The organism is Pseudomonas sp. Pseusp88, from assembly GCF_047303955.1.
Taxonomy (GTDB): domain Bacteria; phylum Pseudomonadota; class Gammaproteobacteria; order Pseudomonadales; family Pseudomonadaceae; genus Aquipseudomonas.
In genome coordinates this window covers 30246-47213 of the sequence record NZ_JBGLYM010000039.1, presented here as the reverse complement: position 1 = coordinate 47213, position 16968 = coordinate 30246, and the positions used below count along the sequence as shown (strand labels likewise).

General features: G+C 58.3%; 19 protein-coding genes and 1 pseudogene. 9 read left to right on the top strand and 11 right to left on the bottom strand.

From position 1 onward, the window contains the following. The 3 genes from ACCD02_RS28930 to mmsB all read left to right on the top strand — a co-directional run. Window positions 1-891, top strand: an 891-nt coding sequence (locus ACCD02_RS28930; RefSeq protein ID WP_413309464.1) for an MFS transporter, incomplete at its 5' end; no start/stop codon positions are given. 26 nt (window positions 892-917) lie between these two features. Then, window positions 918-2438, top strand: coding sequence for a CoA-acylating methylmalonate-semialdehyde dehydrogenase (locus ACCD02_RS28925; protein ID WP_413309462.1), 1521 nt, complete (start codon window positions 918-920; stop codon window positions 2436-2438). Window positions 2439-2449: 11 nt separating this feature from the next. Further along, window positions 2450-3337 carry a 3-hydroxyisobutyrate dehydrogenase gene (gene mmsB, locus ACCD02_RS28920; RefSeq protein WP_413309460.1) on the top strand — a complete coding sequence of 296 codons (888 nt, stop codon included), beginning with the start codon at window positions 2450-2452 and terminating at the stop codon, window positions 3335-3337. A 367-nt stretch (window positions 3338-3704) separates the two neighbouring features. Here mmsB and grxC read toward each other — a convergent pair whose 3' ends face one another. Beyond that, the gene (gene grxC, locus ACCD02_RS28915) at window positions 3705-3959 is read right to left on the bottom strand and encodes a glutaredoxin 3 (RefSeq protein WP_413309458.1); all 255 of its coding nucleotides are present in this window, start codon (window positions 3957-3959) and stop codon (window positions 3705-3707) included. A gap of 111 nt (window positions 3960-4070) precedes the next feature. Between grxC and ACCD02_RS28910 the strand changes: the two genes are divergently transcribed. Beyond that, window positions 4071-4901, top strand: coding sequence for a cupin domain-containing protein (locus ACCD02_RS28910; protein WP_413309456.1), 831 nt, complete (start codon window positions 4071-4073; stop codon window positions 4899-4901). On the opposite strand, the gene cynS is transcribed toward ACCD02_RS28910, so the two are convergent. Next, window positions 4886-5356, bottom strand: coding sequence for a cyanase (gene cynS, locus ACCD02_RS28905; RefSeq protein WP_413309454.1), 471 nt, complete (start codon window positions 5354-5356; stop codon window positions 4886-4888). The two genes, ACCD02_RS28910 and cynS, sit on opposite strands and share 16 nt — an antisense overlap. A gap of 128 nt (window positions 5357-5484) precedes the next feature. Here cynS and cynR point away from each other — a divergent pair, with 128 nt between their 5' ends. Both cynR and ACCD02_RS28895 read left to right on the top strand, forming a co-directional pair. Further along, window positions 5485-6390 carry a transcriptional regulator CynR gene (gene cynR / locus ACCD02_RS28900; protein ID WP_413309452.1) on the top strand — a complete coding sequence of 302 codons (906 nt, stop codon included), beginning with the start codon at window positions 5485-5487 and terminating at the stop codon, window positions 6388-6390. Between the two features lie 162 nt (window positions 6391-6552). Next, on the top strand, window positions 6553-7464 hold the full coding sequence (locus ACCD02_RS28895) for a pyridoxal-phosphate dependent enzyme (protein WP_413309450.1): 912 nt from the start codon (window positions 6553-6555) through the stop codon (window positions 7462-7464). Here ACCD02_RS28895 and ACCD02_RS28890 read toward each other — a convergent pair whose 3' ends face one another. The 8 genes and pseudogenes from ACCD02_RS28890 to ACCD02_RS28855 all read right to left on the bottom strand — a co-directional run bounded on the left by ACCD02_RS28890 (window position 7465) and on the right by ACCD02_RS28855 (window position 14061). Continuing rightward, window positions 7465-8418 (bottom strand): hypothetical protein, encoded by a 954-nt coding sequence (locus ACCD02_RS28890; RefSeq protein WP_413309448.1) that lies wholly within the window; start codon window positions 8416-8418, stop codon window positions 7465-7467. Window positions 8419-8630: 212 nt separating this feature from the next. After that, window positions 8631-8786: pseudogene (locus ACCD02_RS28885) on the bottom strand (cupin domain-containing protein); the annotation flags it as partial. A gap of 44 nt (window positions 8787-8830) precedes the next feature. Beyond that, on the bottom strand, window positions 8831-9409 hold the full coding sequence (locus tag ACCD02_RS28880) for a hypothetical protein (RefSeq protein WP_413309446.1): 579 nt from the start codon (window positions 9407-9409) through the stop codon (window positions 8831-8833). A 336-nt stretch (window positions 9410-9745) separates the two neighbouring features. Further along, window positions 9746-10324, bottom strand: coding sequence for a hypothetical protein (locus tag ACCD02_RS28875; RefSeq protein ID WP_413309444.1), 579 nt, complete (start codon window positions 10322-10324; stop codon window positions 9746-9748). A 345-nt stretch (window positions 10325-10669) separates the two neighbouring features. Continuing rightward, window positions 10670-11248, bottom strand: coding sequence for a hypothetical protein (locus ACCD02_RS28870; protein WP_413309442.1), 579 nt, complete (start codon window positions 11246-11248; stop codon window positions 10670-10672). Further along, window positions 11229-12497, bottom strand: coding sequence for a PAAR domain-containing protein (locus ACCD02_RS28865; protein ID WP_413309440.1), 1269 nt, complete (start codon window positions 12495-12497; stop codon window positions 11229-11231). Before ACCD02_RS28865 ends, ACCD02_RS28870 begins: the two co-directional genes overlap by 20 nt. A 229-nt stretch (window positions 12498-12726) precedes the next feature. Further along, complete coding sequence (locus ACCD02_RS28860) at window positions 12727-13071, bottom strand: cupin domain-containing protein (protein WP_413309438.1); 345 nt, start codon at window positions 13069-13071, stop codon at window positions 12727-12729. 105 nt (window positions 13072-13176) lie between these two features. Further along, window positions 13177-14061: a LysR substrate-binding domain-containing protein gene (locus ACCD02_RS28855; RefSeq protein ID WP_413309437.1), complete on the bottom strand. Its 885-nt coding sequence runs from the start codon at window positions 14059-14061 to the stop codon at window positions 13177-13179. A gap of 83 nt (window positions 14062-14144) precedes the next feature. Here ACCD02_RS28855 and ACCD02_RS28850 point away from each other — a divergent pair, with 83 nt between their 5' ends. Next, entirely contained in the window at window positions 14145-14909 is a 765-nt protein-coding gene (locus ACCD02_RS28850; RefSeq protein WP_413309435.1) for a sulfite exporter TauE/SafE family protein, read from the top strand. On the opposite strand, the gene ACCD02_RS28845 is transcribed toward ACCD02_RS28850, so the two are convergent. Further along, a complete protein-coding gene (locus tag ACCD02_RS28845) occupies window positions 14892-15206 on the bottom strand; it encodes a putative quinol monooxygenase (RefSeq protein WP_413309433.1) in 315 nt (104 codons plus the stop codon). The genes ACCD02_RS28850 and ACCD02_RS28845 overlap by 18 nt on opposite strands. 196 nt (window positions 15207-15402) lie before the next feature. On the opposite strand from ACCD02_RS28845, the gene ACCD02_RS28840 reads away from it, so the two are divergent. Both ACCD02_RS28840 and ACCD02_RS28835 read left to right on the top strand, forming a co-directional pair. Then, on the top strand, window positions 15403-15993 hold the full coding sequence (locus tag ACCD02_RS28840) for an NAD(P)H-dependent oxidoreductase (RefSeq protein WP_413309431.1): 591 nt from the start codon (window positions 15403-15405) through the stop codon (window positions 15991-15993). A gap of 75 nt (window positions 15994-16068) precedes the next feature. Then, window positions 16069-16965 carry a LysR substrate-binding domain-containing protein gene (locus ACCD02_RS28835; protein WP_413309429.1) on the top strand — a complete coding sequence of 299 codons (897 nt, stop codon included), beginning with the start codon at window positions 16069-16071 and terminating at the stop codon, window positions 16963-16965. Window positions 16966-16968 lie beyond the last annotated feature (3 nt).

The window sequence follows — 16968 nt, the reverse complement described above, 5'->3', positions numbered from 1 at the left end:
GAGTGGGGCGGGGCGGTGTTGATGGCTGTCGAGCATGCGCCTGAAGGCAAGAAAGGTTTCTATGGCAGCCTGCCGCAGACCGGCGTGGGCGCCGGCCTGGTGCTGGCGTCCCTGGCCATGGGCCTGGTGGCGAAACTGCCGGAAGCCGACATGCTCAGTTGGGGCTGGCGCCTGCCGTTCATCGCCAGTGTCGTGCTGCTCGGGGTCGGCTGGCTGATTCGCCTGAAAGTGCCGGAGTCGCCGGACTTCGAACGCATCAAGAAGGAAAACACCGCAGTCAAAATGCCGCTGCTCAAGGTCCTGCGTGAACACCCCCGGGAAACCCTGACCATTATTGGCGCCCGTACCGCCGAGAACGCCTGGTTCTACATGTCGGTGACCTTCGCCCTGGCCTACGCCGCCAACCAGCTGCATATCCCTCGGGCCGACGTGCTCAACGCCATTACCGCCGGGGCGGCGCTGTCGCTGTTCACCATGCCGTTCTGCGGGCATCTGTCGGACAAGGTCGGCCAGCGCCGCCTGTATTTCGCCGGGTTGCTGCTGCTCTGCGCCTTCGTCTATCCGTTCTTCGCCATGCTCGAAACCCGTGAGCCGACTCTGGTCTGGTGGGCCATGGTGCTGGCGGTGGGCGTCATCTTCCCGATCCTCTACGCACCAGAGTCGTTGCTGTTTGCCCGACAGTTCCCGGCGCAGATCCGCTACAGCGGCATCTCCGTCTCGGTGCAACTGGCCGGCGTTCTGGGCGGCGGTTTTGCGCCAATGATTGCTACCAAGTTGCTCGAATCCGGCGGTGGAAGCCCGCATTACGTCATCGTTTACCTGATCGGCATGGGGGTTGTGGCGCTGTTCTGCACAGCCCTGATGAAGCGCGACCCGAAGCGCGTCGTCTGACCGAACTTACTTGAGGAAACTGCCAAATGAATGCCCATAACAACAATACCAGCGTCGCCCGGGTCAAACTGTTGATCGACGGCGAGTGGGTTGAATCCCAGAGCACCGAGTGGCGCGATATCGTCAATCCGGCCACTCAGCAAGTACTGGCCCAGGTGCCTTTCGCCACTCAGGGCGAACTGGATGCCGCCGTCGCTGCCGCGCAAAAGGCCTTCCTGACCTGGCGCCACACCCCGGTGGGTGCGCGCATGCGCATCATGCTCAAGTTGCAGGCGCTGATTCGCGAGCACTCCAAACGCATCGCCGCCGTGCTCAGTGCCGAGCAGGGCAAGACTCTTGCTGACGCCGAGGGCGATATCTTCCGCGGCCTGGAAGTGGTCGAACACGCCTGCTCCATCGGCACCTTGCAGATGGGCGAGTTCACCGAGAACGTCGCCGGTGGCGTCGATACTTACACGTTGCGTCAGCCTATCGGCGTCTGCGCGGGCATCACGCCCTTCAACTTCCCGGCGATGATCCCGCTGTGGATGTTTCCCATGGCCATCGCCTGCGGCAATACCTTCGTGCTCAAGCCATCGGAACAGGACCCGATGTCGACCATGCTGCTGGTGGAACTGGCCGTGGAGGCAGGCGTGCCGGCCGGTGTGCTCAACGTGGTGCATGGCGGCAAGGAGGTGGTCGATGGCCTTTGCACGCACAAGGACATCAAGGCCGTTTCATTCGTCGGCTCTACAGCGGTGGGCACCCACGTCTATAACCTCGCCGGGCAACACGGCAAGCGTGTGCAATCGATGATGGGCGCGAAAAACCACGCCGTGGTACTGCCCGATGCCAATCGCGAACAGACCCTCAACGCCCTGGTCGGTGCCGGTTTCGGAGCGGCCGGTCAGCGCTGCATGGCGACTTCCGTGGTCGTGTTGGTGGGCGCTTCGAAACAGTGGCTGCCGGACCTCAAGGCCCTGGCGCAGAAACTCAAGGTCAATGCCGGTTCAGAGGCGGGGACGGATGTCGGACCGGTGATCTCGCGTCAGGCGAAAAAACGCATTCTCGATCTGATCGAAAGTGGCGTGCGCGAAGGCGCCAAGCTGGAGCTGGATGGCCGCGACATCAAGGTGCCCGGCTTCGAGGACGGCAACTTTGTCGGGCCGACCCTGTTCTCCGGGGTGACCACCGAGATGCAGATCTACACCCAGGAAATCTTCGGCCCGGTCCTGGTGGTGCTGGAAGTCGATACCCTTGATCAGGCCATCGCCCTGGTCAACGCCAACCCCTACGGTAATGGCACCGGTTTATTCACTCAGAGTGGAGCGGCAGCGCGCAAATTCCAGAGTGAAATCGATGTCGGCCAGGTGGGCATCAATATCCCGATTCCGGTGCCGGTGCCGTTCTTCAGCTTTACCGGTTCACGCGGTTCCAAGCTCGGCGATCTCGGTCCGTACGGCAAGCAGGTGGTGCAGTTCTACACTCAGACCAAGACCGTCACCAGTCGCTGGTTCGACGACGACAGCGTCAACGATGGCGTGAACACGACGATCAACCTGCGTTAGGGAGAACTGCCATGAAAATCGCATTTATCGGCCTGGGCAACATGGGCGCCCCCATGGCGCGCAACCTGCTCAAGGCTGGCTACCAGTTGCACCTGTTCGACCTCAACACCGCCGTGCTGGCGGAACTGGCTGCCCTCGGTGGGCGCATCAGCGAATCACCGAAACACGCCGCTCAGGGCAGCGATATGGTCATTACCATGCTGCCTGCCGCTGCCCATGTGCGCAGCGTGTACCTGGGCGAAGACGGCGTGCTGGCTGGCATCGCCGCCGGCGTGCCAGCGGTGGATTGCAGCACCATCGACCCGCAGACCATACGTGACGTCGCCGCTGCGGCGGCCAAACAGGGTGTGGTATTGGGTGACGCGCCGGTCTCGGGCGGTACCGGTGGCGCCCAGGCCGGGACCCTGACGTTCATGGTCGGCGCCAGTGTCGAACACTTCGAAGTGCTCAAGCCGGTACTCGCGCGCATGGGCAAGAACATCGTGCATTGCGGCGATATCGGCACCGGGCAGATCGCCAAGATCTGCAATAACATGCTGCTGGGCATCTCCATGATCGGCGTCGCCGAAGCCATGGCCCTGGGCAATTCGTTGGGCATCGATACCGGGATTCTGGCCAACATCATCAACAGCTCCACCGGCCGTTGCTGGAGTTCGGAAATCTATAACCCCTGGCCCGGCGTGGTCGAAACCGCCCCGGCTTCGCGCGGTTATACCGGTGGCTTTGGCGCCGACCTGATGCTCAAGGACCTGGGCCTGGCCACCGAAGCGGCGAAGGCGGCCCATCAACCGGTGATCCTCGGCGCATTGGCGCAACAGCTGTATCAGGCGATGAGCCAGCGTGGCGATGGCGGCAAGGATTTCTCGGCGATTATCGAGGGGTATCGCAAGGCTGAATAATGGCGTTGGGCTAACTCCTGTAGGAGATTCTGTGGGAGCGAATTCATTCGCGAAAGCTTTATTCCGGACGCCGCCATGTGTTGGATGTACTGGCCCCTTCGCGGATGAATCCGCTCCCACAGGTATCGATGATATTCACGCGCTACTGTGGGAGCGAATTCATTCGCGAAAGCTTTCTTCCGTACGCCGCCAATGTGTTGGATGTACTGGCCCCTTCGCGGATGAATCCGCTCCCACAGATCCGACGATATGCACGCGCTACTGTGGGAGCGAATTCATTCGCGAAAGCGATATTCAAGCCGCTGAAGATGCGCTGAATGTACCGGCCTCTTCGCGAATAAATTCGCTCCCACCATTTGCTCCCGGTTCAACCAGCCAGCAACGCGTTCAGCTCGCCTTTTCTTTCCAGTAGCGCCAAATCATCGAACCCACCCACATGCAGGTCGTTGATGAAAATCTGCGGCACGCTGCGACGCCCACTGCGGCTCATCATTTCCAGCATTTTCTCGTTCGAGCCGGCAACGTTGATCTCGATCGGCTTGACGCCTTTACCCGCCAGCAGGCTTTTGGCGGCGACGCAGTAGGGGCAGGTGTTGGTGGTGTAGACGGTGACTTCGCTCATGGCGGACTCCGATGCAATTAAGGACATGGACTTATCCTAGGGCGAAAGGTGTATCGTTCGGCTGCTAAAAGTCGAAGAAATGCAACCGATCGTCCAAACCCGAGGGCTTCCATGGATCGCCTGTCCACGCTGCTCAATCACTTCGGCGTCAGTGCCGGGACCTTTCACAGCGGTGAATTCTGCAACGCCGCAGCCTTCGATGCGGACGGTCGTCATGGTCATCTGCATGTGTTGCGCAGTGGTGTGCTTGGGCTGCGCCTGGCTGACAATCGCGAGCTGACGTTGAGCGAGCCGACGCTGATCTTTTTCCCCCGGGCCTATGCCCATCGCCTGACGCCGGCGCCCGGAGAGTCGGCGCAAATCGTTTGTGCCAGCCTGGATTTCGCCGCCGGTTCAGGCAATCCGATTGCTGCCGCTTTGCCGGATTACTTGCTGCTGCCGCTGTCTTCCAGTGCCTTGCTGGGGCCGACCCTGGAATGGCTGTTTGCTGAGGCGTTCGGCGATATGTGCGGGCGCGAGGCGGTCATGGACCGGCTGTTCGAGCTATTGGTAATTCAACTGCTGCGCTATCTGCTCAACGAAGAGCGACTGGGCAGCGGCATGCTCGCGGGGCTTGCGGACCTGCGTCTGGCCAAGGCGTTGAACTTGATGCACGCCATGCCGCAGCAGGCCTGGACGGTGGGTGAACTGGCCGAAGCGGCGGGGATGTCGCGAGCCAGTTTTGCCGCGCATTTTCATGAGGTGGTCGGGCAGCCGCCTGCGGAGTATCTGCTCAGCTGGCGGGTCAGCCTGGCGCAGAAACGCCTGCGCGAAGGCCGCCCCATCGCCTTGATTGCCGATGAGGTCGGTTATGAAAGTCCTTCGGCACTGGCCCGGGCCTTTCGTCGCAGAACCGGCTCAAGCCCGCGCCAATGGTTACAGACCACTCAGAACGGTTTGTAAGGCAAAAACTTTCCGTCCAGAGTGATGACGGCGCGGGAACCGCCCTCGGGATCCTTAACCTTTTTCACGTCGAGCTTGAAGTTGATGGCGCTGATAATGCCGTCCCCGAACTGCTCGTGGACGATGGCTTTTAGGGTGGTGCCGTAGACCTGGATCATCTCGTAGAAGCGATAGATGGTCGGATCGGTGGGTATGCCATTGGGCAGGCTGCCGCGCAACGGGATGGTCTGCAGTTGGGCGACGGTGCTGTCGTCCAGGTCCAGGTGCTTGCCGATGACTTTCGCGGCATCGGCGGGCAGCGGATGCTGACCGAGCAACGCGGCAGTGACGTAGGCAAGGCTCAGGCCGGTGCCTTCGGTCAACTGGGCGAAGGACAAGTCCTTGCGGGCTTTGATTTCCAGCACTTTGCTGGTCAGGGCCTGGGAGGGATCCTGGAAAGCATGGGACTGTTGCATAGGGTGATTCCTGTAAGCAAGGGAAGGGCGGCAGTGGCCCATACTCATCGCATCTGCGTGATAGCGTCCAAGACCGATATGCAATAGTTTCTATTGCTCCTGCCTATAGCTTCCTCGGAGCGCCCCCAATGCTGCTGCGACATATCCGCTACCTGCTCGCCGTGGCTGAGCAGGGCAACTTCAGCCGTGCCGCCGAGGTGCTGCATGTTTCGCAACCGACCCTGTCCCAGCAGATCAAGCAGTTGGAAGAAGAACTCGGCGTCGAACTCCTTGACCGTTCGGGGCGCAGCGTCCGCCCCACGGCGGCAGGGACGGCCTATATCGAACATGCGCGCAAGATGCTGCTGGAGCTGGAGGCGGGCAAACGGGCCATCCACGATGTCCAGGACCTGTCTCGGGGCAGTTTGCGCCTGGCCCTGACACCGACTTTCATCCCTTACCTGGCCGGCCCGCTGATCCGCGACTTTACTGCGAGATATCCCGATATCCACCTGACCGTCCTGGAGCGCTCGCTCAACGATATCGAGAGCGAACTGGCCGAGGACGCCATCGATATCGCCATTGCCTTCGATACGGTGCGCAACCCGGAAATCGAGCGCCTGCCGCTGTTGGTGGAAACCCTGGGCCTGATGGTGGGCAGGCATCACCCGTTCTTTGCCCGCAACAAGATCCGGGTAGCGCCGCCGCAGTTGTCCGAGCAACCTTTGGTGCTGCTGACTAAAGACTTCATTACCCGCACCTGCATCGAGGATTACTTCCGTGTGCATGAGGTCAGGCCCAAGGTGGTGATGGAGACCAATTCAGTGGGGGCGATTCTCGAAATTCTGCGCCATGCGCCGATGGCCACCATCCTGCCCGAGGCCATTGCCAGTGAAGAACGCGGGTTGCGCTGCTATCAGCTCGAAGGCTATCCGCCACAGCGTACGGCGGCGTTGTTGCGGCGGCGGAATGGCTACCAGAGTGCGGCGGCATTGGCGTTTACACAGATGGCCGAGGCGTGGTGTGTCAATAATCTCGGGGGGCGGGAGGTTTAGATCTCAGTAGTGGACACTGTGGGACCGGCTTTAGCCGGGAATACGCCTTCCCGGCTAAAGCCGGTCCCACATTTGCTCTGTGCCGCGCTACGGCGAGCTTCCCGCGAGGCAAGAAAAGGCTAGGATACGATCCCTTCCCCTATGTCAGATGGAGCCCCTCGCATGGCCTTGCATATCAACACGCCGCTGCTCGAATCCCGCGCCCTGAGCGAGCGCGCCGGTTATTCCGTGTGGCTGAAACTCGATGCCTTGCAGCCGCCGGGTTCGTTCAAGATTCGCGGCGTGGGGCATGCCTGTGAAGTCCATCATGCTCGCGGTGCCAAGCGTTTCATTTCATCTTCGGGCGGTAATGCCGGGTTAGCGGTGGCGTATGCCGGGCGGGCACTGGGTGTGCCGGTTACGGTAGTCGTACCGCAAACCACTACTCAGCGGGCGCAGGATCTGTTGCGTCTGGAGCAGGCCGAAGTGATCGTGCATGGCGCGTCCTGGCAGGAGGCCAACGCCCTGGCCCAGACTCTGGTGACGGATGCCGATGCTTTTATCCATCCCTTCGACGATCCGCTGCTGTGGACCGGCCATGCCACGCTGATCGATGAAGTCGCGGCAGCCGGGCTCAAGCCTGATGCGGTGGTCCTGTCGGTGGGCGGTGGCGGCCTGCTGTCGGGGATGATCGAGGGGCTCGATCGCAATGGCTGGCAGGACGTGCCCGTGTATGCGGTGGAAACGTCGGGCGCGGCGTCCTTTCATGCAGCGGTGCAGGCGGGCGAAGCGGTGGAGATCGATGCGATTACTTCGGTGGCAACATCTCTGGGCGCCAAACGGGTCTGTGCGCAGGCGGTGGCGAGCCTGAAGAATCACCGGATTCACAGCGTCGTGGTGTCGGATGCCGAGGCCCTTGATGCCTGTGAGCAGTTTTTGAGTGATCACCGTGTTCTGGTCGAACCTGCCTGCGGTGCAGCGCTGGCCCTGGCCTATCACCCGGAAAAGCTTCCGGCCCAGGGCAAGGTACTGTTTATCGTCTGCGGTGGCGCGACGGCAACGCTGGAGCAGATTCGGGCCTGGGCCAAGGCCTGATCATTGCGGGTTGAGCCAGGGCGTTTGCGTACTCCAGAAGATGATATCGACCCCCAGGTAATCTTCGGCGAAAGTCACGAGCTCCTCGCGGGTGAAAGGCGCGCCGGTCTTTGGGTTGGTATAGGTCAGGGTCGGTTCCTGTACCGCCATGGCCACCTGTTCCAGCCGCTTTTTGTAGCGATTAAGGAATGGGTAGGCGGCGTTCATATGGGCCTTCTTGTACGGCACGATATCCGGGCCGCCGAGGCCGATGCGGTTATTTGCTGCGAACTCGAATAACCGCGACATATAGCGCTGATCGTCATTCCACTCACAGGGGAAGAAGTTGACGTACTGCACCACATGAGACTGTTTGAAGGCGTTGCGAGCGAAGCGGATATTGTCCAGGGTCGCGGCGAAATAGCCTTCGCAGGTAAAGCCGGAAGCGGCGTCATTCACATCAATGTCGATAGCGGTTTCCGGCAAATTCATACCCGCGATGCGGCCATCGAATGACGCCGCCAGGGCAGCCAGCAACGCCTGGAAACGTGCCCGCACACTCGGCTGCCATTGCATCGCTACCCACCCCTGGCCTTCGGGCATGCCTTCACCGGCATTGTCGGATTGGGCCATCAGCCCACCGTGATAGACCGGCTCCTGTTGCAGGTAGAGCGGGATATTGCGGGCTTCGGCAGTGAAGAACCGGTCCTGAATCTGGATGAACAGTTTCTTGTCGAGTTTGCCCAGTCGGGCGAGGTCTTCTTCGATAGCGGAAAAGTTGTATTGGCCTTCGGCGTTTTCCAGCAGCTTCCATGAGTAAACGATCTGCACCCCTTCGATATCAGGGCGCGTCAACAGCGCACCGAGCTGTTCAAGCTCACCGGATGAGGTGTAGAGATAGTGCTTTGGCGGGGCCGCCAAGACGTTGCCGATGCCAATGATAAGCAGGGCAATGAGGGTGATGAGGCTGCGCATTGTTTAAATCCCTGGCAGTGGGTAAGGGATGTTTTATAGGTGATTGTGCGATGGGATGTGCGGTATGGGGATATTGCAGGCAGCGCCGCAGGGTCACCTGTGCAGCCTTTGTCGGACCGGCTTTAGCCGGGAAGGCGTAGGCAGGATCGATACCCGTATATCGTCTGCCCCATTGTCTTCCCGGCTGAAGCCGGTCCCACAGAAAAGCCGGATCAGGCAAAAACGAAGTATTTGCGCACAGTCTCGACCACTTCCCAATTGCCTTTGAAGCCTGGCTCGATGATGAACTTGTCGCCGGCTTTCAGATGGATCGGGTCTTTACCTTCGGGAGTCAGGATGCAGTAGCCCTCCTGAAAGTCGCAGTATTCCATATCATATATTTATGTTCTCATCCCTTGTCTAGCTAAGATTTTCACTGCGGAACAGGGCAGCTTTTGGCGGCAGCCTGTAATGACTTGGCATAATCCATATAGGTTTCGGGGTCGTAGGGCTCGGCAATTATCTCGAAGCTGGATCCGTTTTTGCTGTCAAGCCACTGCTCAACGTTCAATGCCCATAGCCGACCATCATGCCTGGCGAGCAAATCAAAAACGTGTAAATTTAAATCGTTATCTTCGCCCACATAGGAATAGCGGTAATATAGTTTTTTGTACCAACCGTCAATCCCGGTTATCGCCCTGATCGCTACTGTTGCCTGCGCTTCGTCGGCATCGCTCAGAGAATACATTCTACCGATAGTCAGTCTGCCAGACTCCTCAAGTTCGGCCAGGGGCACTACCAGTGGCTGGCGGCTTATCAGCCGAGAGTTGCTGCAATCGAAGACCCACTTACCCGACTTCACAAAATCATCGGCGTAGACAACTACACCATTGCCAAAATCCCGTTTATATACACTTGTCATTATCTTTAATCCATAGTGAGCCGCGACCAGCAGTAACGGCGAGAACATGATTATTGCAACCCATAAATTCTTACTTCGATAGAAATTCAAGGTGACCTCCCGGCGCACCGACGGGTGTATCGCCTGAAATCACAGGCTTGCTGGCTCCTGCGGACTGGTAGGTAAATTTTGAGCTTTTATCGTACTTATCACGCTCAATTTCCAACTCCTTCCACCGCCTGCACCACGCCTCGTGTGGCGCCGCACTGCCATTAACCTCACACGACTTACTCCGCTGCCTATCTCTAAACGAACCCCAGGTATTCTTGTAATCCGAGCGCCGAATAAACGCACGCACCTTTATTTGCAAATGATCGACCAATAACTGCGCTATGAGCGCGTCATCGACCGGGCTTCCTGGGCTTACAATACCGAGCTTGTCGAAATTCATTGCGGAACAGGACAACTTTTGGCGGCAGCCTGCAGTGATCTTGCATAATCCATATAGGTTTCGGGGTCGTAGGGCTCGGCAACTATCTCGAAGCTGGATCTGTTTTTGCTATCAAGCCACTGTTCAACGTTCAACGCCCATTGCCGACCTTCATGCCTGGCGAACAAATCAAAAATGTGTAAATTTAGATTGTTATTTTCACCCAGACGAGAGTAACGGTAATATAGTTTTTTGTACCAGTCTTCAATCTCAGTGATCGCTCTGATCGCTACCTTTGCCTGCTCTTCGTCGGCATCGCTCAGAGAATACATTCTACCGATAGTCAGTCTGCCAGACTCCTCAAGTTCGGCCAGGGGCACTACCAGTGGCTGGCGGCTTATCAGCCGAGAGTTGCTGCAGTCGAACACCCACTTACCCGATTTCACAAAATCGTCGGCGTAAACGACTACACCATTTCCAAAATCCCGCTTATACACACTTGTCATTATCTTTAATCCGTAATGAGCCGCGACTAGCAGTGACGGCGAGAGAATGATTATTGCAGCCCATAGATTCTTACTTCGGTAGAAACTCAAGGTGACCTCCCGGCGCACCGACGGGTGTATCGCCTGAAATCACAGGCTTGCTGGCTCCTGCGGACTAGTAGGTGGATTTTGAGCTTTTATCGTACTTTTTGCGCTCGCCCTCCAACTCCTTCCACCACTTCCACCACTTCCACCACTTTTCGTGTGGAACCGCACTACCATTAACCTGACACGACTTACTCCGCTGGCGATCTCTAAACGATCCCCAGGTATTCTTGTAATCCGAGTGCCGAATAAACGCGCGCACCTTTATTTGCAGTTGATCGGACAATAACTGCGCCATGAGCTCGTCATCGACCGGGCTGCCTGGGCTTACAATACCGAGCTTGTCGAAATTCATTGAGGAACAGGGCAGCTTTCGGCAGCGGCCTGAAGCAGCCTAGAGTGATCCATATATATTTCGGGGTCGTAGCGTGTGGCAGTTACCTTGAAGCTGGATTTGTTGTCATAGCCGATAGATTGATCAATTTCGACGGCCCATTTACGCCCAGCATGTTTAACCAGCAAAGAGAATGTATGATATCTGAGCACACTGTTCTCATCTAGCCCAGAGTAAAGATAACGAATTCTTTTATGCCATTCAGGTATGCGCACAATAGCTCTAATGGCCTCCTTTGCCAGGACTTCATCAGTCTTGCTTAAAGTATACATATTACCTATTGTGAGTTTTCCGGCGGTATTCAGCTCTGCCAACGGAGTCGACAATGGTTCACGACTGATCAGTCGACGATATTCACAATCGAATACCCAGCGTCCAGTTCTCACATAGTCGTCCGCATAGATTACGACGCCATTACCCAAGTCCTTTTTATATACACCTGTCATTAGTTTGGCCCCATAATTCATAACAATCACCAGCAAGAAAAGAAAAAAAGCCAAGGCGATCCAGAGCTTATTATTTTGGCAGAAACTCAAAGTATTCTCCTGACGCGCCTACAGGCGTATTGCCAGATATCACAGGATGAATGGCGCCCACGAGCTGGTAAGTGAACCTCAAACTCTTATCAGTTTCATACCGCTCCGTGGCTAACTCCCTCCACCACTTACACCACTTCTCGTGTGGCACCGCACTACCTTTAGCCTCACACGACTTACTCCGCTGGCGATCTCTAAACGACCCCCAGGTATTCTTGTAATCCGAGCGCCGAATAAATGCGCGTACCTTGATCTGCAGATGATCAGCCAATAACTGCGCCAGGCTTTCATCGGTTTGCGAGAAGAACTGGAACAGCCCTTCGATAGCAAGGTCATGCACGTTGCCCATACCCGTGCGGCAGGCGTAGCTGTCGATTTGCGCGGAACCGGCAAACGCGAGGGCGGAAAGCTGTTCGTAGTTCAGTACATCAAGGGACAGCTCTTGGTCTTCGGCCAGTTGGTAGCCAAAGGCAATGCGCTGGGGTACGCCGTGGCTGAACAGCGATAGGTGTTCGATAGGGGATTGCTTACGGTCTTTGCCTTGATTGAGGTAGTGGATCAGCTCCTGAGCGTTGCCAACGGTGATGAAGGCTGCGTCGTAGTGGTCGGCAGACGCGCGCGCCGCGCTGAGCATGGCGTCGTTGTAGCTCGGGGCGAACACCACCAATGTGCGCGTCAGGCCGGGCTTGTCGGACCGGAATTCAGCCAGCTCGCGCACGGCCTGGGCGATGAACATCATCTTGTTGCCGGAGCCGTTATCGTGCTGGCTGCCGGCGACCGCGATCAGCTCGGGTGTCAGCGGCTCCTTGGCAGCTTGAGGCGCAGCCTCGGATTGCAGCAGCGCTCCCGAAAGCAGGGCTCGTTCCTTTAGCTGCGGGTCGGCCAGCAGTTGCGCCATGAGTGGCTCATCAACCGAGCCGTCCGGGCGCACGGTGCCGAGTTTGGCGAAGTCGATCACGGTCTCGGTGCATTCACCCTCGAATTGATAGCCGCCAAAGGTATCGTGGCTGCCCGAGACGATGAAGCCGCCGTGGCTGGTCGGGCTGCCCAGATGCGCGACCGGCCGATGGTTGATGATGATGCGCGGATAGCCTGCCGTGATCACCGCGCCACAACCGCAGACATCGCCCACGCGGGCGGCGCCCAGGTCGTTGATCTGAACGTCGGACGATGCGCTGACGATAGTCGAGGTGCCATGGCCGGGGATGGGGCAGACGTGTTTGTCGCCGAGTCGGGTAACGGGGATCATGCCATTCCTTGGGTGACGTCTTTGAGGAGACGAACGCTAAAGGAATGTGCTGGAGGGTTCTGTAGGGCAAATCGCAAAGGGCTGAGGGATGTTTCTTTGAATTCTTCTCGCGCGCTCACTGAGGCGCGGTTGGGCGGAGCCAGACGACAACGGCGCGTTGAGTGTACTGGCTCCTCCGCGAATCAATTCTTCCCCACAAAAATAAAGTCATTTCATCTTTCGATGATAATCAGGCAAAAACGAAGTACTTGCGCACAGTCTCGACCACTTCCCAATTGCCTTTGAAGCCTGGCTCGATGATGAACTTGTCGCCGGCTTTCAGGTGGATCGGGTCTTTGCCTTCGGGAGTCAGGATGCAGTAGCCCTCCTGGAAGTCGCAGTATTCCCACTTGGTGTATTCCACGTACCACTTGCCCGGGGTGCAGATCCAGGTGCCCATGATCTTTTCGCCGTCAGCGGAGGTGTAGCAATTGAGGTTGACGGTGTGCGGGTCGCCCGCGAGTTTTTCCCACTTGCAGGCATCGACGACGGGCAAAGGATGGGTATCGCGCAGGACGGTAATCAGGTTAGACATGACAGCTCCAGATCAGTGGCGCAAATTGCGTGCGCCCACCATAGGGTGGATGGAGGCGGGCCAGTTGTCTGAACTCGACATCGGGTTGTCCATAAACGCTGGTTTTCAGCCCCGGCTCAGTGCATCCAGCAACACCCTGGCATAACCCGGCAGAGCGGCGAAGTCGCGGGCGCACAGCAGCAGTCGGCGCTGGGCCCAGGGATCGTTCAACGGCAGGCTATGGAATGGCTGCGGCCCCTGCCAGCGTTCAAGGACTATCTGCGGCATCACGCTCAGGCCGGCACCCCGGGCGACCATGCGCAGAGCGGCGTCGAAGCCTTCGGCGCGCACGCGGATGTTCAGACGGCGGCCGACATGCAGTGACTGTTCTTCCAGGTACAGGGCCAGTGCGCTATTGGCGCTCATGCCGACGAATTCGTGATCCAGGGCCTGACTGAAACTCAGGGTGGGTTCCCCGGCCAATGGATGGCCCAGAGGCATCACCAGGGCCAGTGGATCTTTGCGAAACGGCAGGGTCTGCAGGTCGCTGGCGTCCACGGCGTCGGAAATGATGCCGATGTCGGCCTCTCCTTGGCGCAGGGCATGAAGAATGCGCAAGCTGGGGCGTTCTTCCAGTTCAACATCAATGGACGGATTGCTGACCAGAAAGTCGGCCAGCAGCTCCGGCAGATGTTCACTCAGGGCCGAGCTATTGCCCAACAGGCGCACCCGTCCCTTGAAGCCTTTGGCGTAATCGGCCAGATCCGATTGCATGCGTTCTACCTGTTGCAGGATCAGTCGCGCATGCTGAGCCATGGCCAGGCCCGCTGGAGTCGGCGTGACGCCCCGGCGCCCGCGCTCGAACAACGGGGTATTCAACGATGCTTCCAGTGCGCGCACCCTGGCACTGGCCGAGGCCAGGGACAAATGGCTGCGATGGGCGGCGGCGGTGATATTGCCCCTTTCCACCACCTTGAGGATCAGGCGCAGGTCGGTCAGGTCGAAGTGCATGAAGGTAAGCCTATGGCAGAAACTGAGGCTGGCTCAGTATATGGCAGATTTTCAAGGCACGCCGTGGCCGCCATCATGAGGCCATGAACGCACTGATCGAACACTATCAAATACTGGGTTTGGGCCTTTGCGCGTTAGTGCTGGGCACCTTTCTGCTGGCCGGTACGGTCAAGGGCGTGATCGGCCTGGGCCTGCCGACCGTGGCCATGGGCTTGCTGGGCCTGGCTATGCTTCCGGCTCAGGCAGCGGCGCTGTTGATCATCCCGTCGACGGTGACCAATGTCTGGCAGCTGGCGATTGGCGGGCAGTTGCGGCCGTTGCTCAAGCGCCTATGGCCGATGCTGACCATGGTGGCGCTGGGCACCGCAGCGGGTTCCTGGCTGTTGGGAATAGGCTCGGACGCTGCCATGGGTAGAGCGCTGGGCGGTGCGTTGTTGCTGTATGCGTTGACGGGATTGTTTCTACCGCCACTGCACGTCGCCCCCCGGCATGAACGCTGGCTGGGGCCGTTATGCGGCTTTCTCACCGGTTTGATCAGTTCGGCTACCGGGGTTTTTGTGATTCCCGCCGTACCTTATCTACAGGCGCTGGGTCTTGAGCGAAACCAATTGGTGCAGGCCCTCGGGTTGGCCTTTACCGTGGCGACCCTGGCCCTGGCAGCCACGCTATTGCGCAGCGGCGCATTGGGTGGGGGGGAGCTGAGCGCTTCGCTGTTGGCGCTGCTACCCGCGCTGCTGGGTATGTGGCTGGGTCAGTATTTGCGCCAACGCATCAGCGCCCAATTGTTCAAGCGCCTGTTCTTCATTGGCGTCGGCGGCCTGGGCCTGCACTTATTGATTAGCGGATGACGGGCTGATCATGTCGATCATGCGGACCTCGAAATCCCGCTCCAGGTAGTACATGCGATTTTCGAAGAAGCGCGCCATATGCGGCAACGAGGAGTGCACATCCAGATGCGCCTTGGATTGCCAGACTTCATAGAAGATAAACAGCGACGGATTTTCACGGTCGCGCAGCATGTGGTACTCGATGCAGCCGTCCTCCTCGCGACTCTGCTCCACGTACTGACTGAACAGGGCCAGGAATGCATCAGACTTGTCCGGCCGGGTGTAGGCGTGGAGGATAAAGCCATACAAGGCGTTCATGGGATGGGCTCCTGAGGGAAGAAATTTGTCGAATCCTAATTCAAGAGTTCACTGTTGATTTGTGCCTTTTAAGCAAATATCTTTTGCTCCGCTTCTGCTTAATCTGCCGCTATTGCGTCGTTATCCTGCCGTCACTTCCCCTTACTGACTTCCCGGACCAGCCCTGTGGGCTTGCGGGATAGCGACGAGAATCAAGATGAAAAAAATCCTGTTTTTGAATGGCGGCAAGCAATTCGCCCACTCCGAGGGTCGTTACAACGCCACCTTGCACGAAGCTGCCGTGGCTTTTATGGACCATGCCGGTTTTGACGTGAAGGAAACCTTTATCGACGGCGGTTACGACGCCGCCGAAGAAGTGCAGAAGTTTCTCTGGGCTGACGTCATCGTCTGGCAGATGCCGGGCTGGTGGATGGGCGCGCCTTGGACGGTGAAGAAATACATCGACGAAGTCTTCACCGAGGGCTACGGCAGCCTGTATGCCAACGACGGTCGCACCCGCTCCGACGCATCGCAGAAATACGGCAGTGGCGGATTGCTGCAAGGTCGTCAGTACATGATTTCCGCGACCTGGAACGCCCCGCAACAAGCCTTCGATGATCCGACCGACTTCTTCGAAGCCAAGGGCGTGGACGCCGTGTACTTCCCATTCCACAAGGCCAATCAGTTCCTTGGCCTGACCGGCCTGCCGACTTTCCTGGCGGTAGACGTGATGAAAGTGCCGAATATCGAAGCCGATGTGCAGCGATATCAGGCGCACCTGGCACAGGTTTTCAATATCACCGCCTGAGTAGCCCTGCGATAGTCGGATGTTCTTTGCTTCAAACACGGCTAACATCCAGCGTGTTTTGAGCGGAGAACAATAATGAAAGCCAGATCCGACGAGCTACAAGTCTTTATTTCTGTTATCGAAAGCGGCTCCATTTCGGCGGCTGCCGAGCAATTCGGCCAGACGCCTTCGGCCGTGAGTCGCACCTTGTCGCGGCTTGAAGCCAAGCTGGAAACCACCCTGATCAACCGCACCACGCGGCGTATGGACCTGACCGAAGAGGGCAAGTTCTTCCTCGAGCGCGCGCGGCAGATTCTGGCGCAGATGGAAGACCTCGAAGAGCGCCTGTCCCTGCGCCAGCAACACCCCGCCGGGCGTCTGCGGATCAACGCCGCATCGCCTTTCATGCTGCATTCGGTGGTGCCCTATGTCGCCGAGTTTCGCCTGCTGTACCCCGATATTCAGCTGGAGCTCAACAGCAACGATTTGATCATCGACTTGCTGGAGCAAAGCACCGACATCGCTATCCGTATCGGCAGCCTGGCCGACTCGACCCTGCATGCCCGTTCGTTGGGCAGCAGCCCGCTGAATATCCTCGCCAGCCCGGCTTATCTTGAGCAGCATGGCACGCCGCGCCGCGTTCAGGACTTGAGCAGCCACACATTGTTGGGCTTTACCCAGACCGAAACCCTCAATCATTGGCCATTGCGTCATGCCGAAGGGGATCGCCTGTTCATTCAGCCGGCGGTCGCGGCGTCGAGTGGCGAAACCTTGCGTCAACTGGCTATAGCCGGTGAAGGGATTGTTTGCCTGTCGCATTTCATGACCCACGACGACATCCACAAAGGCCGCCTGAAAGTGCTGCTGCCCGAGGCCAACAGCGGCTATCGCCAGCCGATCCATGCGGTGTACTACCGCAACTCGCAACTGGCGCTGCGGATTCAATGCTTTCTGGATTTCATCCAGCAGAAGATGGCGGGGTATGCCGCCTGAAAT